Raw genomic sequence first — 23,811 nt, forward strand, 5'->3', positions numbered from 1 at the left:
AGCCGCAAGTTCGATCGCGACATGTCCATGCCTCCCGAGACCCAGGTCGTCATCGATTTCGACGACAACCGCGCCGCTTCCGCCCTGGTCGGCCCCTACGGCCAGAATCTGGCCCTGGTCGAGCGTAGGCTCGGCGTCGTCGTCGATTCCCGCGGCAACCACATCACCATCGGCGGCAGCCGCGACGGCTGCGATGCCGCGCGGCGCGTGCTCGAATCGCTCTATGCGCAGGCCGTCAAGGGCCAGGATCTGGCGCAGGGCGACGTCGAGGGCGCGATCCGCGCTGTGGTGGCGCAAGGCTCGCTGTTCGAGTTCGACGCCAAGAACGCCAAGAACGCGTTCGAGAGCATCAACCTGCGCAAGCGCCCGGTGCGCGCCCGCACCGCCGCGCAGGATTCCTACATCCGCGCGCTGAAGCGCCACGAGCTCGTGTTCGGCATCGGCCCGGCCGGCACCGGCAAGACCTGGCTTGCGGTCGCGCATGCGGCGCAGCTGTTCGAGCGCAAGGAAGTCGACCGCATCATCCTCTCGCGCCCGGCGGTCGAAGCTGGCGAGCGGCTCGGCTTCCTGCCTGGTGACCTCCGCGAGAAGGTCGATCCCTATCTGCGTCCGATCTACGACGCGCTGTACGATCTGATGGATGCGCGCATCGTCGAACGCGCGCTGCAGGCCGGCGAGATCGAGATCGCGCCGCTCGCCTTCATGCGCGGGCGCACCTTGACCAATGCCGCGATCATTCTCGACGAGGCGCAGAACACGACGTCGATGCAGATGAAGATGTTCCTCACGCGTCTGGGCGAGAACAGCCGCATGATCATCACCGGCGATCCGTCCCAGATCGATCTGCCCAACGGCCAGACGTCGGGCCTTGCCGAGGCCGCGCGGCTGCTCGACGGCGTCGAAGGGATCGCACAGGTCAGGTTCACCGGCGAGGACGTCATTCGCCACGAATTGGTGGCGCGTATCGTCGCCGCCTATGAGAGCCCAAAGGCGCGCTGACCCCCGGAGCAAGCTCGCCGATCGGCGCATGATCCGAGCGCCATCCGCACAGAACGACCAGGATGCCACAAAGTCCCATTCCAACCACCGAGGTGATCGTCGCAGCCGACTGCTGGCAGGACCAGCCCGACGCCGAGGAGGTCATACATCGCGCCATCGTCGCCGCCGCTGAGACGGTCGACGCGGACGTCGGAGACGCCGAGATCGCGGTGATGCTGACGGACGATGATGGCATCCGCACCCTGAACAGCAATTGGCGCGGCATCGACAAGCCGACCAACGTGCTGTCGTTTCCGGCGCTGCAGCCGACCGGGCCGCGCGGCGAGGACGACGCACCGCGCATGCTCGGCGACATCGCCATCGCCTACGAGACGATGCGGCGCGAGGCCGACGAGGAGCAGAAGCCGTTCGCGCACCATTTGAGCCATCTGACCGTACACGGATTCCTGCATCTCATCGGCTACGATCACGAGACCGACGACGAGGCTGAGGAGATGGAGGCGCTTGAGCGCGAGATCCTCGCCCATCTCGGCATCCCCGATCCCTATGCCGACCGGGAGCGGACGAATTGATCATGGCCGACTCCGAACCCATTCACGATAATCCGCGCAACACGCGCAATCTTCCGGCCGTGGTGCCGGCATCCGAGCTCGGCCGCTCGCCGAGCGAGAATTGGCTCCTGCGCGCGCTGCGTAATCTGTTCGGATGGAAGGGCGGCGGATCGGTGCGCGACGATCTGCAGGTCGTGCTCGACGCCTCGACACCCGACGACATCGGCTTCTCCGCGGTCGAGCGCACGCTCCTGCGCAACATCCTCGATCTGCACGAGCGGCGGATCGCCGACGTCATGGTGCATCGCGCCGACATCGTCGCGGTCAGGCGCGACATCACGCTCGGCGAGCTGATGAGCCTGTTCGAGAGCGCCTCGCATTCACGGCTCGTGGTCTACAACGACACGCTCGACGATCCCGAGGGCATGGTGCATATCCGCGATCTGCTCGCCTTCACCACCGCTCAGGCACGCGTCTCGGACGAAGTGAAGGCGCGGCGCAAGAAGCCGCTGCCGGCCGGTCTCGACCTGAAGGCCGTCGACCTGTCGATGCCGCTGTTCGAGGCCAACATCATCCGCAAGCTGCTCTACGTGCCGCCGTCGATGCGCGCGATCGACCTGCTGGCGCAGATGCAGGCCTCGCGCATCCATCTGGCGCTGGTCGTCGACGAATATGGCGGCACCGACGGGCTGGTCTCGATCGAGGACATCGTCGAGCAGATCGTCGGCGAGATCGACGACGAGCACGACAGCGACGAGCCGCCGGCGATCGTGCGGCAGGCCGACAACGCCTTCATCGCGGACGCCCGCGCCAGCCTCGACGACGTGCGCCGGGTGATCGGCGAGGAGTTCGTGACCGGGGAAGCCGGCGAGGGCGTCGAGACCCTTGGCGGATATCTCGTCAATCATGTCGGCCGGCTGCCGGTGCGCGGCGAGTTGATCTCCGGCCCCGGCAATTTCGAGGTCGAGGTGCTCGATGCCGATCCGCGCCGGGTCAAGCGGCTGCGCATCGCGCCGCGCAAGGAGCGTCCCACACCCCGCCCGCCGCGCGAGAGCCGGCGCCGCGAAATGGCGCCGGAAGCGACCCCGCCGGACACGGACGTCCCGGCCGAGCCGCCGCCGGCGGAGACCGACCCGGCGCCGGGCCATGACGATAGCAGCCCGCCACGCGGCGACGGAGCCAGCTCACAGTGATCCGCCCATCGACGATTCGCGGCCTCGCCATCGGCGTTGTCCTGGCCTGGGGCTGGAAGCGCGCGGGGATCGCGCTCGCCGCCGGCGCGCTCTCCTCGCTTGCGATGGCCCCGTTCAACGCCTGGCCGGTGCTTGCGATCACCTTCCCGGTGCTGGTCTGGCTGATCGATGGTGCGGCGGCGGGACGGCGGCGCGGCATCCCGGCTGCCGCCTTCAGCGGCTTCTGCTTCGGCATGGGCTATTTCGTGCCCGGCCTGTACTGGATCGGCAACGCGTTCCTGGTCGATGCCGACACCTTCGCCTGGCTGATGCCGTTCGCCGTGCTGGGTCTGCCGGCCTATCTCGCGCTGTTTCCGGCACTGGGCTTCGCATTGGCGCGGTTGATCTGGACGCGTGGTGCAACCCGTATCCTGGCGCTCGCCGTCTGCCTGACCGCGAGCGAATGGCTCCGCGGCCACGCGCTGACCGGCTTCCCCTGGAACACGTTCGGCTATGCCCTGTCGCAGCCGCTCGCGCTGGCGCAGGCGACATCGCTGATCGGGATCTGGGGCATGACGTTCCTGGCGATCGCGATCTTTGCCAGCCCTGCGGTGCTGATCGACGGCAAGACCTGGCGCGAGCGCTGGCGGGTGCCGGCCGCAGCGGCCGCCTTGCTGGTGATGATGGGCGTGTTCGGCGTCATCCGGATCGGCCTGCATCCGACCGCCTTCGTCGCCGATCTCAAGCTGCGGATCATGCAGCCGAACCTGCAGCAGGACGTCAAATTCAACTATGGCGCCAAGGCCGACGTCATGCGCCGCTATCTGGCGCTGTCGGATCGCGCCTCCGGTCCGACAGCCACCGGTGTCCGCGACACCAACGTCCTGATCTGGCCGGAATCGGCGTTCCCGTTCTTCCTGACCCGCGAGGCGGACGCGATGGGCCAGATCGCCGACCTGCTGTCGCCGGGCGCGGTGCTTATCACCGGTTCGGTCCGCGCCCCCGACGTGCCTCGGAACGTTCCCATCACCCGGGCCTACAATTCGATCTACGTGATCGACCACGACGGCACCGTGCTGTCGGTCTACGACAAGCTCCATCTGGTCCCGTTCGGCGAGTTCCTGCCGTTCCAGACTCTGCTGGAGCGGATCGGGCTCGAGCAGCTGACGCGGGTGCAGGGCGGTTTCATCCCGGGCACGGCGCGACGCAATCTGGACGTGCCACACGCTCCGCGTGTTCTTCCTTTGATCTGCTACGAGGCGATCTTTCCGAGTGACAGCGTGCCGAGCGAAGAACGCCCGGGCTGGATCGTCAACTTGACCAACGACGGATGGTTCGGCATTTCGACCGGTCCTCATCAGCATCTGCAGCAGGCGCAGTGGCGCGCGATCGAGCAAGGACTTCCATTAGTTCGATCTGCGAACACCGGCATCTCTGCAGTGATCGATCCTGTCGGCCGTATCGTTAAGCAATTGCCACTCGGTGCAGAGGGCGTGCTGGATTCCGCGCTGCCTGTTGCGTTGCAGCCGACAGTCTATGCAAAGCTCGGCGACATTCCGGTTGCGATTCTGTTAGTGATCGCCCTGAGCACCGTCGTTCGCAGACGTGTTGCTCAAAAGCTTCCCTGACGACAGCAAGATCTCGATTCTTTCCGGGTCCGTAAGATTTTTTTTGACAAGCAAAACCCCAAGTGTTGACAGATAGCTGCTGCAATTCGCATTCTCGCGCGGCAGCATGAGCCGTCCAGATCGTTGCTCGGCCGTCTTCGTTAGTACGCATGCGAACAGAAATTGACGGTGTGAGCGCCTGAGGCATACTGCGACCGCCTCGTTCCGAGGCCCATTCTAAGGAGTTGAGAGATGTCGACGAAAGCGCCCAACCCTGTTGACAAGCATGTCGGCAGCCGGGTGCGGATGCGCCGTATCATGTTGGGCATGAGCCAGGAAAAACTTGGTGAGGCTCTCGGACTCACGTTCCAGCAGATACAGAAGTACGAAAAAGGCACCAATCGAGTCGGCGCCAGCCGGATTCAGCAGATCTCGGAGGTTCTGCAGGTCCCGGTCTCCTTCCTGTTCGAAGGGGTCCCGAGTGGCGGGACCAACGGTGAAGCTTTCGGCGAAGGCGCTTCGCCCGCCTATGTGTCTGATTTCCTGGCAACCTCAGAAGGACTGGCGTTGACCCGCGCATTCACGCGGATCCACGATTCAAAGCTTCGTCGCAGCATCGTCGACCTGGTCGAGCAGATCGCTGATCGCGAAGCTCCGGAAGAAGGCTAGCTGATGCGCCGGCGCTGACATTCCTATCGCGATTTCCTCTCATATGAATGTCAGCGCCTCGGGGGGCCATTAGCAGAACGCGTTTTGCGAGCGTCGCGCTGGGCATGCAACGCTTCGCAGGACGAATGGGCCGATAGACAACTTCGATTGCGACCAATAGAGCGCGATGGCTCCCCTTCGGGAAACGCTATCGCGCTCTAAATCGTTTTATGCACATGTGGCCTGGAACTCCGGCGTCCCAGCCGCCAACCCGCCCTGCGACGCGCCAACGCGTCCACCGCCTGCTACCACTTCGTAACCATCGAGAACGATTTACAGCTATGACCACCAGCAGCAGCCCGTTCGATAGTCGCACAATTCTCGAAGGCATCCGCCAATGGGTCGAGATCGAGACCCCAACCGAGGCGCCTGATCAGGTCAACAAGCTGGCTTCCCTTGTCGCGGATGGCTATCGCGGGCTTGATGCCACGATCGAACGGATCGCCGGACGCGACGGCTGCGGCGACCATCTCATCGCGCGCTCGTCATGGGGACAGGCCGAGCCCGGAATTCTGGTCCTCAGCCATCTCGATACGGTGCACCCGATCGGGTTCATCGCGCGGCTGCCGTTTTCGGTCGACGGTGACGTCGCGTACGGTCCGGGGATCTACGACATGAAGGGCGGCGCGTATCTCGCCTTTCACGCCTTTCGTCAGCTCTGCGCAGGCGGTGAAGAATCGCCGCTTGGCATTACTCATTTGTTCGTCTCGGATGAAGAGATCGGCAGCCCGACCTCGCGCGCGCTGATCGAGGAGGAGGGCCGCAAGGCCAAATACGTCCTCGTCACCGAGCCGGCGCGTGACGGCGGCAAGATCGTGACCGGGCGCAAGGGCGTGGCGCGGTTCGACGTGGCCATCCGCGGCGTGCCCGCGCATGCCGGCGCGCGTCCACAGGATGGACGCAGTGCGATCCGCGAACTCGCCAACGTCATCCATGCGCTCGAAGCGCTCAACGACCCCGCGCGCGGCATTACCGTGAATGTCGGCGTGGTGCGCGGTGGCACACGTCCCAACGTCATCGCAGAGGAAGCCCATGCGGAGGTGGATGCGCGGCTACCGACGCCAGCCGATGCAGAGGAAATCCTGCCCAAGATCCTGGGGCTGACCTCGCGCAGCGATGGCGTCACGGTTGAAGTCAGGGGCGAGGTGAACCGGCCGCCTTACGTCAAGGGCAACGCCGGCGCGGCCTTGTTCGAGCATGCGAAATCACTGGCCGAAGAGATCGGATTCGAGCTCGTCGACACCCACACGGGCGGCGGTTCCGACGGCAATTTCACCGCACCGTTCACGGCGACGCTCGATGGGCTCGGCGTCGACGGCAAGGGCGCGCATACGCATTACGAGCAGATGTACATCTCCTCGATCGAGCCGCGGACAAGGCTGCTCTACCGTCTCTATCAAACCCTGCGATGAGCACCGCGATCAACATGCCTGTCGACGACGATCACGCCAGCACCGAGGCCTTGCATGGTCAGGGCTCGTTCTTCGGCCGGCGCAAGGGCCACAAGCTGCGGGCGTATCAGGCCGGCCTGGTCGACAACCTGCTGCCGCACCTCTCGCTCGATCTCGCCGCGCCCGCGGAAGCCGTGCTGCCCACGCTGTACCATCCGCCGGTCGACGCGCTGCGGCTGGAAATCGGGTTTGGCGGCGGCGAGCATCTTGCCGCCGAAGCAAAGGCGTTTCCGACCACCGGCTTCATCGGCTGCGAGCCCTATGTCAACGGCATGGCCAAGATCCTGTCGGCCATCGAGGCCGACAACATCGGCAATATCAGGCTGCTGGCGGGCGACGCCGCCGAGCTGCTGGCCTGGCTGCCGCCGCAGTCGCTGCAGCGGATCGACCTGATCCATCCCGATCCCTGGCCGAAGCGGCGGCACTGGAAGCGGCGTTTCGTGCAGGATGCAACGGTCGCCGCGATGGCGCGCGTCCTGAAGCCCGGCGGCGAGTTCCGCTTCGTCAGCGACATCGCCGACTATTGCGCCTGGACGCTGTGGCATCTGCTGCGTTCGCCCGACTTCGCCTGGACGGCCGAGCGCGCCGACGACTGGCGCCTGCCCTGGCCGGGCTACACCATGACGCGCTACGGACGGAAGGCGACGCGCGAAGGCCGCGTCGCCAACTATCTGATCTTCCGCCGGCGCTGACCGCTATGCCAGCGACGTCGTTCAATGTCGTGTCTTCCAGAACGCGACGATACGCTCGGCGGTCGATGGCAGCAGGCGCGCGTAGTTGACCCTGATCGCATCGATGTCGCGCTGCGCCGGCACGCGTTTCGGTCCGAGGCGCAGCAGGATCAGTGCATGCACGGTGCGCCAGTCGAGCCCGATCGTGCGCCCCAGGATCAGAAGCGGATCGTGACGATCGCCCGACACCAGCCGGTCGAGCGTCGCGATCTTAAGTCCGGTCATTGCGGCGAGCGCCGCGATGACCTCTTCGTATTTGTGCTCGGATGCGAAGCGGAACAGCGCCGACTGGTCCAAGGCGTCGGCTTCATACAGCGACAGGATGGTCCGCTGCGCGGGCACGAAATTGCGCGTGCTGTTCGTTGCGCGCGCCGCATCGGCAAGCTCGGCGAGAGCCTGCTTGATCCTCGCCTGCTTGTCCGGCCGCACGACATCGAACAGCCGCCGCCTGACGACATCGAGCGAGCCGGCCAGCAGTTGTTTCAGATGATCGTCGGAAACATCGTCGCGCCGACCGACCGTGAGGGTCAGCACGCCGTCGGAACTCGCGCGGTGGATCAGCGCGGCGTAGCCGCGCGGGGAAAACGCTGCGCCATCATTGGCAGCGGTCCGCCGCACCACGTCGCGATCACCACGGCGCACCAGCACGTCCGTCATATCAGCCGACAGGCGCGGCCGCTCCGCCATCGCGAGCAGATGACCCTGGCTCTTGTCGCGCGCAATAGTGATGAGCGCGGGATCGTCGAGCACGAGCGAGCGGCGCAACAGCGGACCCGCCACCGCAACCTCGTCGTCGCGCGCGAGCCGGCCGACGACGGCACGTGGCGCCCTGAGGAGCCGCGACAACCGCTCCGCCAGATCGATCCGCGTCGGCAGATCCGCGAACGGGACCAGATCGATCAGGAGACCGTCGAACAGATTGATGTGCTCGGGACGCAGCTTCGTCGCATCCTCGAAGAACAGGTCGGCGATGCGGCGCGTGGCCTCAAGGCCGCGTTCAGCATTGCCATGCCTGACGATCCCGCCGAGGCCGGGGATCAGCGCGGTAGCGGGGGTCATGACGTCTACTCGATACGCAACACGACACGTTTCCGTGCGCTCCGCTCCTTGCGGCATGACGACGGGGCGAAAAGCGCGAACTCAGCTTATTTTTAAGCGATCTTGGTGAATGAAGGGTTAGACCCTGCGGCATTCAGCCGTTGCCGGTCGGGGAAAACGATCCGATCCGCGGTCTCGGCGCGGAATGAATTCCCAGTTCCAGGCCCCGTTTGAGCCGACACGACCCTTGCCGTCAGGCGGCAAAGCGGCTATATGAGCGCCATCAAACATCATCTCATATACGATCGCGTAGTGAGGGTGGGCCCTTCCGGACCCGCTCTTTTTTGTTACCTGGATCGCTCCGCCGCGGGCGGGATCGGTCCGGTGAGCGCGATCGAACAGGCCCCACGGCCCAACCAAGCAAGACACGCGATCGACGCCTCGATGACGGAACCTACGTTCGCAGCCGCTGACACCGACCTCCTGACCGAGCCCCGTCTCGTCGTCGAGCCGGGCGTTGCGGCGCGCGTGGCGGCGGTGGCCGACCCGGTGCTGCAGGGAATGGGGTACCGCCTGGTGCGGATCCGCATTTCGGGCGAAGGTGGTTGCACGGTCCAGGTGATGGCCGAGCGTCCCGACGGCACGATGCAGATCGAGGATTGCGAGGCGGTGTCGCGGGCGCTGTCGCCGGTGCTCGACATCGCCGACCCGATCGACCGCGCCTACCGGCTCGAGATCTCCTCGCCGGGCATCGACCGGCCGCTGGTCCGCCGTTCCGATTTCGCCCGCCACGCCGGTCATCTCGTCAAGATCGAGATGGCGGTGGCACATCAGAACCGCAAACGCTTCCGCGGCATCATCGCCGGCGTCGAAGGCGACGGCGTGCGCATCACCCGCGACGACGTGGCCAAGGACCAGGAGCCGGACGTCGTGCTGCCGATGGCCGACATCGGCGACGCCAAGCTGGTGCTGACCGACGAGCTGATCGCCGAATCCATGCGCCGCGGCAAGGCCGCCGAGCGCGAGAAGAAGCGCGACCTCGGGCTGGCGCCACCGTTGGCGCCGCACGCCAAGCCGGCGGCCCAGGCCAAGCCAAAACCGAAATCGAAGGACAAGCAGCCGGTCAAGAAGCCGCTGCCGACCAACACCAAGAAACATCGCCTCGCCGCCGATCGCGCGCGCAGAGGCGAGATCGATCCTGATTAGAGGAGACTGAACCATGGCCGTCAGCGCCAACCGGTTGGAACTGCTGCAGATCGCCGACGCCGTCGCGCGCGAGAAGTCGATCGACCGCGGCATCGTGATCGCCGCCATGGAAGACGCGATCGCCAAGGCCGCCCGCGCCCGCTACGGCAGCGAGACCGACGTTCATGCCGAGATCGATCCGAAGAAGGGTGAGCTGCGTCTGTCGCGCCACATGCTGGTGGTCGAGAAGGTCGAGAACCCCTCCAACCAGATCTCGCTGGATGATGCCCGCCGCGCCAATCCGGGCGCGCAGATCGGCGACACCATCGCCGACACCCTGCCGCCGCTGGAATATGGCCGCATCGCCGCACAGTCGGCCAAGCAGGTCATCGTGCAGAAGGTGCGCGAGGCCGAGCGCGACCGGCAGTATCAGGAGTTCAAGGACCGCATCGGCGACATCGTCAACGGCGTCGTCAAGCGCGTCGAATATGGCAGCGTGATCCTCGACCTCGGCCGCGGCGAGGCCATCATCCGCCGCGACGAGATGTTGCCGCGCGAGGTGTTCCGCAACGGCGACCGCGTCCGCGCCTATGTGTTCGACGTCCGCCGCGAGACCCGCGGCCCGCAGATCTTCCTGTCGCGCACCCATCCGCAGTTCATGGCCAAGCTCTTCGCGCAGGAAGTGCCGGAAATCTATGACGGCATCGTCGAGATCAAGGCGGTCGCTCGCGACCCCGGCTCGCGCGCCAAGATCGGCGTCGTGTCGCGCGATTCCTCGGTCGATCCGGTCGGCGCCTGCGTCGGCATGCGCGGCTCGCGCGTGCAGGCCGTGGTGAACGAGCTGCAGGGCGAGAAGATCGACATCATCCCGTGGTCGCCCGACATCGCGACCTTCGTGGTCAACGCGCTGGCGCCGGCTGAAGTCGCCAAGGTCGTCATCGACGAGGACCGCGAGCGCATCGAGGTCGTGGTGCCCGACACCAACAACCAGCTCTCGCTCGCCATCGGCCGCCGCGGCCAGAACGTCCGCCTCGCCTCGCAGCTGACCGGCTGGGACATCGACATCCTGACCGAGCAGGAGGAATCGGAGCGCCGTCAGGCCGACTTCGAGAATTCCACCCGCGTATTCATGGAATCGCTGAACGTCGACGAGGTCGTCGGCCAGCTGCTGGCGTCCGAAGGCTTCACCTCGGTCGAGGAGCTCGCTTTGGTCGACCTCAAGGATCTCGCCGGCATCGAGGGCTTCGACGAGGAGACCGCGACCGAGCTGCAGACCCGCGCCCGCGAATTCCTCGAGCAGCAGGAAGCCGAGCTCGAGGCCAAGCGCAAGGAGCTCGGCGTCGAGGACGCGGTGAAGGATGTGCCCGGCGTGACCACCAAGATGCTGGTCAAGTTCGGCGAGAACGACATCAAGACGGTCGAGGATCTCGCGGGCTGCGCCACCGACGATCTGGTCGGCTGGACCGAGCGCAAGGAGGGCGGCGAAGCCACCAAATTCGCCGGCATTCTCGACGGTCTCGATGTCTCCCGCGACGACGCCGAAGCCATGGTGATGCAGGCTCGCGTCAAGGCCGGCTGGATCAGTGAGGCCGACCTCGCCAAGACCGAAGCGGAAGCCGAGAATGAGGACGAAGCGACCGAAGGACAGCCCGCCTGACCCGTTTGGCTCGCCCCATGGACGGCACGATGACCCCCACCCTGACCCAGCTCGCTTGAGATGAGGAGCCGCATCACCGCATGCTCGCTTTGGCCGACCCCGAGCTCGACAATGGACCGCGGACCGAGAAGTCCGCGACCATGCGCATGTGCGCGGTCAGCCGCGACGTGCGGCCGATCGGCGAGCTGATCCGCTTCGTCGTCGGCCCGTCGGGCGAGGTCGTGCCCGACATCAAGCGCAAGCTGCCCGGTCGGGGATTGTGGATCACCGCCTCGCGCCAGGCGGTTGCGGAGGCGGTGCGGCGTCACCATTTCAGCCGAGGCTTCAAGACCAACGTCCGCGTCCCGCCGACCCTTGCCGAAGACCTGGAAGCCTTGCTGGCCCGCAGCGCGATCGAAGCGCTGGGGATTGCCGCCAAGGCCGGCCAGGTCGTCTCCGGTTTCTCCAAGGTGGAAGCGGCGCTGTCGCAGCGGCAATCGCGGTCGACATTGGCTGCCCTCGTCCATGCCGCGGATGGCGCAGCCGACGGGATCCGCAAGCTCGACGCGCTGGTGCGGCCGAACGACGGGGACCAGGGTCAAGCCCCGACAATTCCGATCATCTGCTGTCTCACTTCGGCAGAATTGGATTTGGCACTTGGGCGCTCAAATGTGATACATGCTGCCGTGCTCGCAGGCCCGGCGAGCAGGACATTCCTGTCGCGCAGCCAGACACTGGTCCGATACCGGTCGGCCGACGCTGACAAGATTGCCGGAACCGCGGCCACGAAATCTGCTTCGACTTCGAAGACATAGCACTTTGAAGCCATAGCTACGAAGACATCGCGACGATTGCACGAATGAGACGGTGCGGTAGCCCGCACGCTGGTAACGAGATTAGGACGACTGAATGGCCGACAACAACACTCCGGGCGACAAGAAACTGAGTGTCCCGAGCAAGACCTTGACGCTGAAGCCGCGCGTCGAGACCGGCACGGTACGCCAGAGCTTCCCACATGGCCGGAGCAAGCAGGTGGTGGTCGAGAAGCGCGGCAAGCGCCGCGTCGGCGATGGGGGGCCCGATGCTCCGCATGCGCCGGAGCCGACCGTCGCCAAGGCGCCGCCGCCCCCGCCATCGCCGCGCTCATCCGGACCGCGCCCATCCGGCTCGTCGCAGCGCGGCGGATCCGGGGTCGTGTTGCGCACCCTGACGGAGGACGAGCGGTCGGCGCGCGCCAGCGCGTTGGCCGATGCCCGCGTGCGCGACATCGAGGAACGCCGCCAGGCCGAAGAGGAAGCGCGCCGCCGTGCCGAGCGCGAAGCCGCCGAACGCGCCGAGCGTGAGGCTGCCGAGGCGCGCCGCAAGGCCGAGGAAGAGCGGCACCGCCACGAAGAGGAAGCCAAACGCAAGGCCGAGCTCGAGGCCAAGAAGCGGTTCGGCGAAGGCGAGGCGCCCCGTCCGGCGACATCCGCGCCGCAGCCCGCCGCGACCGCACCGGCCCGCTCGACGCCCGCCCCCGGCAGGCCCGTCGGCGCACCGGGCAGCCGGCCGCAGCAGATTGGTGGTCCGAGCTCGCGGCCCGGCGGCGCTCAGCCGGCGGGCGCACGCCCGGCAGGCGCCCGTCCTGCCGCCGGCGGTCCGCTCGGCCGCGCGCCAGCGGCGGTTGCCGCCGGTCCGGACGAGGATGAGGGTCCGCGCCAGATCCGCAGGGGTCCCGGCGGAGCCGCACGTCCTGCACCGCCGCCGAAGACCACGCACAAGCCGGGTCCGCAGAAGCAGCGCGGCCGCCTGACGGTGGTCACGGCACTGACGGCCGACGATGTGCGCGAGCGCTCGATCGCCTCGTTCCGCCGCCGCACGCAGCGCCTGAAGGGCCATGCCGCCAACGAGCAGAAGGAGAAGCTCGTCCGCGAGGTGACGATTCCGGAAGCCATCACCATCCAGGAGCTGGCGAACCGCATGTCGGAGCGCGCGGTCGACGTGATCCGTCTGCTGATGCGCCAGGGCGCGATGCACAAGATCACCGACGTGATCGATGCCGACACCGCGCAGCTGATCGCCGAGGAGCTCGGCCACAGCGTCAAGCGCGTCGCGGCATCCGACGTCGAAGAGGGTTTGTTCGACGTCGTCGACGATTCGACCGACACCGAGCCGCGCTCGCCGGTCGTGACCGTGATGGGCCACGTCGACCACGGCAAGACCTCGCTGCTCGACGCGCTGCGCCACGCCAACGTGGTCTCCGGCGAAGCCGGCGGCATCACCCAGCACATCGGCGCCTATCAGGTGACCGCGCCGGATTCCGGCAAGAAGATCACCTTCATCGACACGCCCGGCCACGCCGCGTTCACCGCGATGCGCGCCCGCGGCGCCAAGGTCACCGACATCGTGGTGCTGGTGGTCGCGGCCGATGACGGCGTGATGCCGCAGACGATCGAGGCCATCAACCACGCCAAGGCGGCGAAGGTGCCGATGATCGTCGCGATCAACAAGATCGACAAGCCCGACGCCCGTCCCGAGCGCGTCCGCACCGAGCTGCTCCAGCACGAGGTGCAGGTCGAATCGCTCGGCGGCGAGGTCGTCGACGTCGAGGTGTCCGCCAAGAACAAGACCAACCTCGATCGTCTGCTCGAAATGATCGCGCTGCAGGCCGACATTCTCGACCTCAAGACCAATTCGGATCGCCCGGCCGAAGGCACCGTGATCGAAGCCAAGCTCGATCGTGGCCGCGGCCCGGTCGCCACCGTGCTGGTCCAGCGCGGCACGTTGCGGGTCGGCGACATCATCGTCGCCGGCGCCGAGATGGGCCGCGTCCGCGCGCTGATCTCGGATCAGGGTGAGACATTGCAGGAGGCAGGCCCGTCGGTGCCGGTCGAGGTGCTCGGCTTCAACGGTCCGCCGGAAGCCGGCGATCGTCTCGCCGTCGTCGAGAACGAAGCCCGTGCCCGCCAGGTCACCAGCTATCGCGCGCACCAGAAGCGCGAGAACGCGGCAGCCTCGATCTCCGGCATGCGCGGTTCGCTCGAACAGATGATGTCGCAATTGAAGACTGCGGGCCGCAAGGAATTCCCGCTGGTCATCAAGGCCGACGTGCAGGGCTCGCTGGAAGCCATTCTCGGCTCGCTGGAGAAGCTCGGCACCGAGGAGGTCGCCGCCCGCATCCTGCATGCCGGCGTCGGCGGCATCAGCGAGTCCGACGTGACGCTGGCCGAAGGCTTCAACGCCGCGATCATCGGCTTCTCGGTACGAGCCAACAAGGAAGCGGCCGCGCTCGCCAAGCGCAACGGCATCGAGATCCGTTACTACAATATCATCTACGACCTCGTGGATGACGTGAAGAAGGCGATGAGCGGTCTCCTGGCCCCCACGCTTCGGGAAACCATGCTCGGCAATGCGCAGATCCTGGAGGTGTTCAACATCTCCAAGGTCGGCAAGGTCGCCGGCTGCCGCGTCACCGACGGCACCGTGGAGCGCGGCGCCAATGTCCGCCTGATCCGCGACAACGTCGTGGTTCACGAGGGCAAGCTGTCGACCCTGAAGCGCTTCAAGGACGAAGTGAAGGAAGTGCAGGCCGGCCAGGAATGCGGCATGGCCTTCGAGAGCTACGGCGACATGCGTGTCGGCGACGTCATCGAGTGTTATCGCGTGGAGACCATCCAGCGCTCGCTGTAAGTCCGAATCCTACAGAGCGCGCTGCAATTCGAGTGAGCAGCGATTCCGTGCGCATGCGGAATCGCTGCGTCCCTTGAACTTAACGAAGCGTCGTTGAACTCAATCAGAATGATCCTCTCGCCCGTGCTCACGCCGGGCGACGATCCATTGGATTTTTGAAAAATGCCTCGCCATCACCAGAGGGGAAGCGCCGCTTCCGGCGGCTCGCAGCGTCAGTTGCGCGTGGCCGAGACCGTGCGTCACGCTGTCGCCGACATTCTCAGCCACGGTGACGTGCACGACCCGGACCTGGAGGGACACATCATTACGGTGCCCGAAGTCCGCATGTCGCCCGACCTGAAGCTCGCCACGATCTACATCATGCCGCTCGGCGGACAGGATACGGACGTCGTGCTCGCTGCGCTGGAGCGCAACAAGAAGTTCCTGCGCGGCGACATCGCGCGGCGCGTTAACCTGAAATTTGCACCTGACATCCGCTTCCGCGTCGACGAGCGATTCGACGAAGCGGAACGGATCGAGAAATTACTGCGAACACCCGCGGTGCAGAGAGACCTCAATTCGGATTCGGAAGAGAGCTGATGACCATTCCCCCCGAAACCGGCACTGTCGACGCGCCGAGCGCCGAACCGACCGCCGCCAAGACGATCCATTCTGCCGACGGACGCCCGCCGCGCGACAACAACGATCCGCGCAACAAGCAGCGCCAAGGAAACGGTCAGGGCAACCAGCCACGCCGCGATCGCCGCGACGTCCATGGCTGGGTCGTGCTCGACAAGCCGATCGGCATGACCTCGACCCAGGCCGTGGCGGTGGTGAAGCGCCTGTTCCAGGCCAAGCGCGCCGGCCATGCCGGCACGCTCGATCCGCTCGCCTCCGGCGGCCTGCCGATCGCGCTCGGCGAAGCCACCAAGACCGTCCCGTTCGTGATGGACGGCCGCAAGCGCTATCGCTTCACCGTGACCTGGGGCGAGGAGCGCGATACCGACGACACCGAAGGACGGGTCGTCGAGACCAGTCACAGCCGGCCGGATGCCGCGGCGATCCGGGCGCTGCTGCCGCAATTTACCGGCCGGATCGAGCAGACGCCGCCGCGCTATTCCGCGATCAAGGTCCAGGGCGAGCGCGCCTATGATCTCGCCCGCGACGGCGAGGTCGTCGAGCTCCAGCCGCGCCCGGTCGAGATCCATGAACTGACCCTCGTCGACCAGCCCGACCCCGACCATTCGGTGTTCGAGGCGGAATGCGGCAAGGGAACCTATGTCCGGGCGCTGGCCCGCGACATGGGCCGAATCCTCGGCTGTTACGGCCATATCAGCGCGCTCCGGCGGACCCTGGTGGGTCCGTTTACCGAGAACGACATGATTCCGCTGGAACAGTTGGAGGCTTTGTGCAATAGAGCCGCGTCCGGTGAGGGAAGCCTCGCCGACGCACTCTTGCCCGTTGAGACCGCGCTGGACGACATCCCGGCACTGGCCGTCACTCGGGCTGATGCGGCAAGGCTCCACAGGGGCCAGGCCGTCTTGTTGCGCGGACGGGATGCGCCCAATAGTAGCGGCACAGTCTATGTCACGGTCGCAGGCCGCCTTCTGGCGCTTGCCGAAATTGGCAATGGCGAACTCATCCCCAAGCGCGTGTTCAACCTGACCGGACTGACTGCCAGCTCCGGTCGCAACGAAAGAGACTGACGATGTCGGTGACCGCAGAGCGCAAGGCGGAAATCATCAAGGCGAATGCCACCAAGGCCGGTGATACCGGTTCTCCCGAGGTGCAGGTTGCGATCCTCTCGGAACGCATCAACAACCTGACCAGCCACTTCAAGACCCATGGCAAGGACAACCACTCCCGCCGCGGCCTCCTGAAGCTGGTCTCGACCCGCCGTTCGCTGCTGGACTATCTGAAGAAGAACGACGAGGCGCGCTACAAGGCGCTGCTCGAGAAGCACAACATTCGCCGTTGAGCTTCGACTGGGAATGAGCGCGCGCGGTGTTGCGCGCGTTGATGGCATGATGCCGAGGACGCCGCTTCGATCGCGGCGTTCGCGAATCCGGGATCATGCGGTCTGGCTGGATCTGGAAAGAGGCAGATGCGCTCTTCGACTGATCCTGCCCGGACCGTGCAGTACGCCTCAGCAGCAATCCGGCCGCTGGGCGTGACGGGCAAGGTGCCCGTTACTTACGAGAAGGATGGACGCCATCCGAAATAAGAAAACCATGGCAGGATCGCAGGGCGCTGATCGCAATCCAGCGCCCTGCAATCTTGCGCATGGTTTTTTTGTTTCTGCGGGGTCCGCCTTCGATCATCTCATGAAAGAAGATACCCATGTTTACCAAGCATTCCGTCGAGATCGACTGGGGCGGGCGTCCGCTCAAGCTTGAAACCGGCAAGATCGCCCGCCAGGCCGACGGCGCCGTCGTCGCCACTTATGGCGAGACCGTCGTGCTCGCCACCGTCGTCGCCGCCAAGGCGCCGCGCGAAGGCGTCGACTTCCTGCCGCTGACGGTCGACTACCAGGAAAAGACCTACGCTGCGGGGCGCATTCCCGGCGGCTATTTCAAGCGCGAGGGCCGTCCGACCGAGAAGGAGACGCTGGTCTCCCGCCTGATCGACCGCCCGATCCGCCCGCTGTTCGTCGACGCCTGGCGCAACGAGACCCAGGTCATCGTGACCGTGCTGTCGCACGACATGGAGAACGATCCGGACATCGTGGCGCTGGTCGGCGCGTCGGCCGCGCTGACGCTGTCGGGCGTGCCGTTCAAGGGCCCGATCGGCGCCGCTCGCGTCGGCTTCGCCAATGACGAATACATCCTCAATCCCACCCTCGACGAGATGGCCGACACCCAGCTCGACCTGGTCGTCGCCGGCACCTCCGACGCGGTGCTGATGGTGGAATCGGAGGCCAAGGAGCTCAACGAGGACATCATGCTCGGCGCGGTGATGTTCGGTCACCGTCACTTCCAGCCGGTGATCAATGCGATCATCGAGCTCGCCGAGAAGGCCGCCAAGGAGCCGCGCGACGTCGCGATCATCGACAACGGCGCGATCGAGAAGGAGATGCTTGGGATCGCCGAGCAGGACCTGCGCAAGGCCTATGCGATTCCCGTGAAGCAGGAGCGCTACGCCGCCGTCGGCGCCGTCAAGGAAAAGGTGATGGCGCACTTCTTCCCGGAAGGGCAGGAGCCGAAATACGACAAGCTCCGCCTCTCCGGCGTGTTCAAGGAGCTGGAAGCCAAGATCGTTCGCTGGAACATCCTGGACACCGGCAAGCGCATCGACGGCCGCGACGCCAAGACCGTGCGCAACATCGTCTGCGAAGTCGGCGTGCTGCCGCGCGCCCACGGCTCGGCGCTGTTCACCCGCGGTGAGACCCAGGCGCTGGTCGTGACCACGCTCGGCACCGGCGAGGACGAGCAGTACATCGACGCGCTGTCGGGAACGTACAAAGAGACGTTCCTGCTGCACTACAACTTCCCTCCCTACTCCGTCGGTGAGACCGGCCGTCTCGGCGGCACCAAGCGTCGCGAGATCGGCCACGGCAAGCTCGCCTGGCGCGCCATCCACCCGGTGCTGCCGCCGCACCACGAGTTCCCCTACACCACGCGCGTGGTGTCGGAGGTGACGGAGTCGAATGGCTCGTCGTCGATGGCCACCGTCTGCGGCTCGTCGCTGGCGCTGATGGATGCCGGTGTGCCGCTGAAGCGGCCTACCGCGGGCATCGCGATGGGCCTGATCCTCGAAGGCAGCCGCTATGCGGTTCTCTCCGACATCCTCGGCGACGAGGACCATCTCGGCGACATGGACTTCAAGGTCGCGGGCACCGAGAGCGGCATCACCTCGCTGCAGATGGATATCAAGATCGAGGGCATCACCGAGGAGATCATGCGGGTTGCGCTGGGCCAGGCCCGCGACGGCCGCATCCACATCCTGGGCGAGATGTCCAAGGCGCTGACCGCCGCGCGCGCCGAGCTCGGCGAATACGCGCCGCGCATCGAGACCTTCAAGATCCCGACCGACAAGATCCGCGAAGTGATCGGCACCGGCGGCAAGGTGATCCGCGAGATCGTCGAGAAGACCGGCGCCAAGGTCAACATCGAGGACGACGGCACCGTCAAGGTCGCCTCCAACGACGGCGAGGCGATGAAGGCCGCCATCAAGTGGATCAAGTCGATCGCCTCCGACCCGGAGGTCGGCCAGGTCTATGACGGCACCGTCGTCAAGGTGATGGAGTTCGGTGCCTTCGTGAACTTCTTCGGCACCCGCGACGGCCTCGTGCACATCTCGCAGCTCGCCGACAAGCGCGTGCAGAAGACCTCCGACGTCGTCAAGGAAGGCGACAAGGTCAAGGTCAAGCTGCTCGGCTTCGACGACCGCGGCAAGACCAGGCTGTCGATGAAGGCGGTCGACCAGACCACTGGCGAGGATCTCGAGGCCAAGCAGAAGGACGCGCCCGCCGAGGCGCGCGAAGCTGCCGGCGAGTAAAGCCGGCGCACCCTTCGAATGAAATACAAAGGGCGGCTTTCAGGCCGCCCTTTTTTGTTGTCCTATTGGTCGCGCACCCTCACGCGTCCCAGGTCACGGCTGCGGATGCAGAGGCCAAGCCGTCACCTCGCTTCAGGTCACCACACATGCTCCATCCTATCATCCGCCCTGCCCGCCCGGACGAATACGACGCCGTCGCCAGGCTCTGGATGGAGAGCTGGTGCTCGACCGGATTGGAGACCCCGAGCGAGAGGCTGCTCGCGCTCCTCAGGGAGCGCGTGCCGCGTGAAATTGCTGGCGGCTGGAGCCTGTATGTCGCCGACGACGGCGGCCGCCTCGCCGCGATGCTCGCGATCAACGTCCCCGCGCTCTATCTCGACCAGCTGATGATCGCCCCGTCCCATCAGGGCCGCTCGCTCGGCCGCCGGCTGCTCACCTTCACCCGCGAGCTGCTGCCGGACGAAGTGTGGCTGCGCTGCGCAAAGGGCAATGACAAGGCTTGGCGCTGGTATGAGCGCGAGGGCTTCGTGCTGGAAAAGGAGGAAGCCGACCCGCTGCACGGCCGGATCATGAAATATTATCGATGGAAGCGTGACGGTCAGGCGGCGGGCTCCTGATCGCAGGGCGTGCAAGCGCAAATCTTACGCGTGGCGACCGGAAACCATTGCGTGCGCCTTCGCAGGCGAACTAAGTTCGAGTTCGCGACGACCTCGCATTCTCGAACCGTACCCATGTCCGTTCCGCACCTGTCGATCCGCCGCCTTGCGCTCGTCGCCCTCGCCGCTGCCTTCGCAACCGGGGCTTGGGCCCAGGCTCCGTCAACAACGGCGCCCAAGGCCGCGCCCGCGGCCAAGAAACCCTCCGGAAAGACAAAGGCGATGGCGAAACCAGGCGCCATCGAAAGTGGTCCGTGCCGTCTTGGCGTCATTTCCGCACTTGGCGACCAGCTCGCCGTCAGCAAGTTCGGTCTCACCGTGTTTGAAACCGAAGAGGACGAAGTCACGTTGCCGGGATGGGGACTGGACGACCTCGCCATGGCGCGCGTGCGCGCGGCCACCGGCGGCGACCCGACCGTGCACAGGATCGGCTATCCGAAAGGCGCGTTCGAGGTCTACTACCACCCGACATCGCGCTTCCTGCCCGATCCGAAGGAGAGCCTGACCGCGATCGTGCGCAACGTCACGACGAATGCGAGCTGCGCGCGCTATCTCGTCGTCACCAGGTTCGAGACGACCATTCCCAACACCACCCTGAGGCTCAGAGGCATCGGCGCCTACAATCAGGGGGTCGGATCGATCCTCAGGCACTCGCATCTGTTTGCGAACGTCAACATCACGCTCATCGACGGCCAGTCCTACGAGAAGATCAGCTCGTTCTCGGCCGACACCGGCGCCAGGCTTGCCGAGACCATGAGGCTCACCGAAGACCCTCTCAACAAGCTCGACAATGCCGACTTCCCCGAGCCTCTCGCGGCTGCGGCCTCCAGCACCGTCCTGCGCGAGCGGCTGCGCACCTTGGTCGCGGCGAAGCTCGATCGCGACCTGCCGAGCTATCTGAAGATCGAATGATGCGGGCGCAGACTTCGGACGACTCGAACGAGCTCCCTTCGAGCTCCCTTGGCTTGATCCTTTTCCTCCCTGCGACGAGCTCTCCCAGTGACCATCTCTCGCCGATTTGCTGCGCTCATCATTGCCATGCTCTGGTCCTCCACCAATGCCCTGGCGCAATCGGCCCCGGCACCGCTGAATGCTAAGCCCGCGAAGCCAGCAGGCAGCAATGCCAAGGCCGCCAAGCCGGCGACGGCCCTCCGCGAGGGCGGACCGTGCGACATCGGGGTGATCGCCGCGCTCGGCGATGTCTTCACGGTGCAGAAGAACGGCATGACCCGCCTGGGCAACGAGTACGCCGAAGTGCCGGTGCCCTGGGGCTTCGACGACATCGTCTACGCGCGTGTGAAGGCAGCCGCGGGTGATGCCGGAATCCGCCGCATCGGCGTCCCCAAGGGCGCATTCGATCCGTTCTATCAGTCGCCCCCAATCAAGGCTGAGAACGGGAAGCTCACGCCCATCGTCAGGAAGGTGGCCGGCTCGGTGGGGTGTGCTCGTTACCTCGTGATCACGCGCCGGACCGACAGCGAACCGTCGACAAACGACGAGGTTACCGGCGTCGGTGTCATCAACAGGGGCGAGGGATTTGGCCGGATCAGCCACGTCTTCATCATGCTCGATATCCAGCTCTACGACGGGGCGACATTCGAGACGCGCGAGCCTGCCATGAGCTCGAAGTCGCTGCTCTCACGGCTGACCTCCGGCGTCGGCCCGCCGTCTCACGCCGGAGACGTCGACATCTCCGCATTCCCCGCCTCGCCGCCGGAGGCTGCGAACAACAATGTGCTGCGTGACATGGCGCGTTCGATGCTCAAGTTCGGGCTCGACCAGCGCTTGCCGGCCTATTTCGGGCGCGAATAGAACGACGAGCTCAGGCGCGTCACAGCCTGATCTTCAGCACCGCGTGGCCCGACTGCTGGACGAGACCCGACGATGTCGCGTTGATGCCGTAGCGGATGCTGAGGTCGAGCCGGTCATTGCCGGCGGCCACAAGACCAAGGCCCGCCGAATAGATCCATGGCGACAGGCCGAGGCCATGGGTGACAAAGCTCTCGCCGCCGCCCGAGAACGCCGCGCTGATCTGCAGCGGCTGATTCAGCGCGTTGTAGCCGACGCCGATATCGCTGGTCAGACGAATCTGCCCGGTGAGCGCGTAGATAGCTTTCAGCTGCGCCGTCGTCACGAGCTCCTGATAGATCTGAGGATCGACGTTGAGGCTGAAACCGCCGGCACCGTTCTCGCCGTAGGAATTGCTGCGAACCGTGCCGTAGTCCAGGCGCAGTGCTGGAACGAGGGCGACGCCATCTTGCAGCGGAATGCGCGTCTTGATGCCTGCGCCGGCATGGCCGCTGTAGGAACGATAGCTGCCGCCGGCGGATGTACCCATGAAGCTCAGCGACCGGTTTTCGCCGTTATCGCTCAATCCGCCATCGAGCTGATAGTCGAAGGTGACATCACGGGTGATCGCGTAGGCCCCATAGAGCCCGAGCTGATAGGAAGCGAGACCGAGACGGTTCGGCACGGCGGCGTCGCTTCCGGCGATCGTGTGATGAGAATAACCGAGAACGCCGCCAATGATGGCGCGGGACGAGACTGCGACGTCGGCGCCGAACGCCAGACCGCCGCCGGAGGCGTCATAGCCGGGAACGCCATCGCGCCCCGCCTGCTGCGCGGTGCCGCCGAGAGGCTGCATCCAGACATTGCGACCAGCGGCCCAGCCGATGCTGCTGACATCATCGAGCCTGTTGGTCATCGTCTGCCGGAACACCTGCTGGCTGACATGGGTCGCCTGCGAGGCCGCCCCGGTCAGCACCGGCAACGTCTGCTTCACGGCAGCGCTGAGAGATGGACCGCTGAGATCATCAAGCGCGGCAAAGCCCGAGACCATCGATCCAGTCCAGCCGGCCGAGGTCATCGACAGCCGGTACAACACGTCAGCCGCTTCCAGGCCGACGCGGCCGCCTGCAGACCGCAGCGTTTCCGCGTAAGGCTGGATCAGCGACATCGTCGCCAGTCCTCCAGTCAAATTCCCGGTAAGGTCGTAGGTCGACACCAGCATCTGCGCGCCCGCGGCGTTGCCGCTCGCCGTGCCATAGAGGCTGGTCAGGGTGCCGCGCGAGAGGGTGTTGAACAGCACGCTGCCCTCGGGAGTCACCGAGCCGAGCAGCGTGAAGCCCGCCGCGGCGCTGCCGGGCGGTGCGACGCCCGCACCCCAGAAATAGCCGTTCTGATAGTTGGTGATGACGAAACGGCCCGGCGCCTGCGTGCCGAACAATGTGGGACTGACGATCCGCCAGGGCGTGCCGGCGGTCCACGCCCATTGCGGCACGGAATTGGCCGGCACCGGCGCCGACGGCGGCGGCGTGAAGGTCGCGGGATCATAGGGCAGCATGTAGGCCCAATGCGTCACCAGCAGGCTGTCGCCGGTGATCATCTGCATTTCCATGCTGGTCACGCCGTTGACGTTGCGCATATAGCCGAGTCCGACCGTCACGGTGCCGCCGCCGGTCGGCGTGAACAGCATGGTGATCTGGCCGCTGGTGGTGACGAAGCCCTGGATGGTCGAGGTGTCCGTCAGCAGCGCCAGGCCGATCCTGAGCTGCGCGACGCTGGTCCCGGTGAAGGCGCCGTTGGTCGCGGTGCCCAAGGTCCACAACGTCTGGTCACCGATCGGGATCGGATTGGAGAAGCCCGTCTTCGGCGACATGTAGGCGAGCAGTTGCGCCGTCGGCACATACCAGTTCGTGTTGGAGATCGTGGAGTCCCAGACGCTCGATTGCGCCTGCGCCGGCCCGGCGTTCCCCGCCGCAAGCACAATGCCGGTCATCGCGCAGAGAGCGATGACACGGGCCTTCGAACGCAGCATCAATCGCCCCCACGACTTGTCTTGCTGCCGGCGCGAGCGGCTGGTTGACGGCCGCGGCCGATGCACCGGTCATGATGCATCGCAGCGTCGTCGCAACAACCAACAGGAGTTGCAC

General features: G+C 65.8%; 20 protein-coding genes. 18 read left to right on the forward strand and 2 right to left on the reverse strand.

Annotated elements, in window-relative coordinates; genetic code table 11:
* Positions 1 to 21 precede the first annotated feature (21 nt).
* From QX121_RS13470 to QX121_RS13500, 7 genes are all read left to right on the forward strand, one after another.
* A complete protein-coding gene (locus QX121_RS13470; protein ID WP_315735578.1) occupies positions 22 to 999 on the forward strand; it encodes a PhoH family protein in 978 nt (325 codons plus the stop codon).
* A gap of 62 nt (positions 1,000 to 1,061) precedes the next feature.
* Positions 1,062 to 1,571 carry an rRNA maturation RNase YbeY gene (gene ybeY / locus QX121_RS13475; protein WP_315812171.1) on the forward strand — a complete coding sequence of 170 codons (510 nt, stop codon included), beginning with the start codon at positions 1,062 to 1,064 and terminating at the stop codon, positions 1,569 to 1,571.
* A 2-nt stretch (positions 1,572 to 1,573) separates the two neighbouring features.
* Positions 1,574 to 2,743, forward strand: a complete 1,170-nt coding sequence (locus QX121_RS13480; protein ID WP_315812172.1) for a hemolysin family protein — start codon at positions 1,574 to 1,576, stop codon at positions 2,741 to 2,743.
* Entirely contained in the window at positions 2,740 to 4,350 is a 1,611-nt protein-coding gene (lnt, locus tag QX121_RS13485) for an apolipoprotein N-acyltransferase (protein WP_315812173.1), read from the forward strand. Before QX121_RS13480 ends, lnt begins: the two co-directional genes overlap by 4 nt.
* Positions 4,351 to 4,581: 231 nt before the next feature.
* Positions 4,582 to 4,998 (forward strand): helix-turn-helix domain-containing protein, encoded by a 417-nt coding sequence (locus QX121_RS13490; protein ID WP_006615449.1) that lies wholly within the window; start codon positions 4,582 to 4,584, stop codon positions 4,996 to 4,998.
* Between the two features lie 320 nt (positions 4,999 to 5,318).
* The gene (locus tag QX121_RS13495) at positions 5,319 to 6,449 is read left to right on the forward strand and encodes a M20 family metallopeptidase (protein ID WP_315775814.1); all 1,131 of its coding nucleotides are present in this window, start codon (positions 5,319 to 5,321) and stop codon (positions 6,447 to 6,449) included.
* Positions 6,446 to 7,180 (forward strand): tRNA (guanine(46)-N(7))-methyltransferase TrmB, encoded by a 735-nt coding sequence (locus tag QX121_RS13500; RefSeq protein ID WP_315812174.1) that lies wholly within the window; start codon positions 6,446 to 6,448, stop codon positions 7,178 to 7,180. Before QX121_RS13495 ends, QX121_RS13500 begins: the two co-directional genes overlap by 4 nt.
* Before the next feature lie 21 nt (positions 7,181 to 7,201).
* On the opposite strand, the gene QX121_RS13505 is transcribed toward QX121_RS13500, so the two are convergent.
* Positions 7,202 to 8,278, reverse strand: coding sequence for a DUF2336 domain-containing protein (locus QX121_RS13505; RefSeq protein WP_315735590.1), 1,077 nt, complete (start codon positions 8,276 to 8,278; stop codon positions 7,202 to 7,204).
* Between the two features lie 423 nt (positions 8,279 to 8,701).
* Between QX121_RS13505 and rimP the strand changes: the two genes are divergently transcribed.
* From rimP to QX121_RS13560, 11 genes are all read left to right on the forward strand, one after another.
* Entirely contained in the window at positions 8,702 to 9,463 is a 762-nt protein-coding gene (rimP, locus tag QX121_RS13510; protein WP_315812175.1) for a ribosome maturation factor RimP, read from the forward strand.
* Positions 9,464 to 9,476: 13 nt separating this feature from the next.
* Positions 9,477 to 11,099, forward strand: a complete 1,623-nt coding sequence (gene nusA, locus QX121_RS13515; protein ID WP_315735594.1) for a transcription termination factor NusA — start codon at positions 9,477 to 9,479, stop codon at positions 11,097 to 11,099.
* An 80-nt stretch (positions 11,100 to 11,179) separates the two neighbouring features.
* Positions 11,180 to 11,893 carry an RNA-binding protein gene (locus QX121_RS13520; protein WP_315735596.1) on the forward strand — a complete coding sequence of 238 codons (714 nt, stop codon included), beginning with the start codon at positions 11,180 to 11,182 and terminating at the stop codon, positions 11,891 to 11,893.
* A gap of 94 nt (positions 11,894 to 11,987) precedes the next feature.
* Positions 11,988 to 14,747: a translation initiation factor IF-2 gene (gene infB / locus QX121_RS13525; RefSeq protein ID WP_315735598.1), complete on the forward strand. Its 2,760-nt coding sequence runs from the start codon at positions 11,988 to 11,990 to the stop codon at positions 14,745 to 14,747.
* Between the two features lie 162 nt (positions 14,748 to 14,909).
* On the forward strand, positions 14,910 to 15,326 hold the full coding sequence (gene rbfA / locus QX121_RS13530) for a 30S ribosome-binding factor RbfA (RefSeq protein WP_315735600.1): 417 nt from the start codon (positions 14,910 to 14,912) through the stop codon (positions 15,324 to 15,326).
* On the forward strand, positions 15,326 to 16,432 hold the full coding sequence (gene truB / locus QX121_RS13535; RefSeq protein WP_315812176.1) for a tRNA pseudouridine(55) synthase TruB: 1,107 nt from the start codon (positions 15,326 to 15,328) through the stop codon (positions 16,430 to 16,432). Before rbfA ends, truB begins: the two co-directional genes overlap by 1 nt.
* A gap of 2 nt (positions 16,433 to 16,434) precedes the next feature.
* On the forward strand, positions 16,435 to 16,704 hold the full coding sequence (gene rpsO / locus QX121_RS13540; protein WP_009025947.1) for a 30S ribosomal protein S15: 270 nt from the start codon (positions 16,435 to 16,437) through the stop codon (positions 16,702 to 16,704).
* Between the two features lie 362 nt (positions 16,705 to 17,066).
* Positions 17,067 to 19,223, forward strand: a complete 2,157-nt coding sequence (gene pnp / locus QX121_RS13545; protein ID WP_315758130.1) for a polyribonucleotide nucleotidyltransferase — start codon at positions 17,067 to 17,069, stop codon at positions 19,221 to 19,223.
* A gap of 146 nt (positions 19,224 to 19,369) precedes the next feature.
* Positions 19,370 to 19,840, forward strand: coding sequence for a GNAT family N-acetyltransferase (locus QX121_RS13550; RefSeq protein ID WP_315812177.1), 471 nt, complete (start codon positions 19,370 to 19,372; stop codon positions 19,838 to 19,840).
* 261 nt (positions 19,841 to 20,101) lie between these two features.
* On the forward strand, positions 20,102 to 20,791 hold the full coding sequence (locus QX121_RS13555) for a hypothetical protein (protein ID WP_315812178.1): 690 nt from the start codon (positions 20,102 to 20,104) through the stop codon (positions 20,789 to 20,791).
* A gap of 87 nt (positions 20,792 to 20,878) precedes the next feature.
* On the forward strand, positions 20,879 to 21,691 hold the full coding sequence (locus tag QX121_RS13560) for a hypothetical protein (RefSeq protein ID WP_315812179.1): 813 nt from the start codon (positions 20,879 to 20,881) through the stop codon (positions 21,689 to 21,691).
* Positions 21,692 to 21,710: 19 nt separating this feature from the next.
* Here the strand turns inward: QX121_RS13560 and QX121_RS13565 are convergent, their stop codons facing one another.
* Positions 21,711 to 23,696 (reverse strand): autotransporter outer membrane beta-barrel domain-containing protein, encoded by a 1,986-nt coding sequence (locus QX121_RS13565; RefSeq protein ID WP_315812180.1) that lies wholly within the window; start codon positions 23,694 to 23,696, stop codon positions 21,711 to 21,713.
* Between the last annotated feature and the right edge of the window lie 115 nt (positions 23,697 to 23,811).

Source organism: Bradyrhizobium sp. SZCCHNR2028, assembly GCF_032380995.1.
Classification (GTDB): Bacteria; Pseudomonadota; Alphaproteobacteria; order Rhizobiales; family Xanthobacteraceae; genus Bradyrhizobium.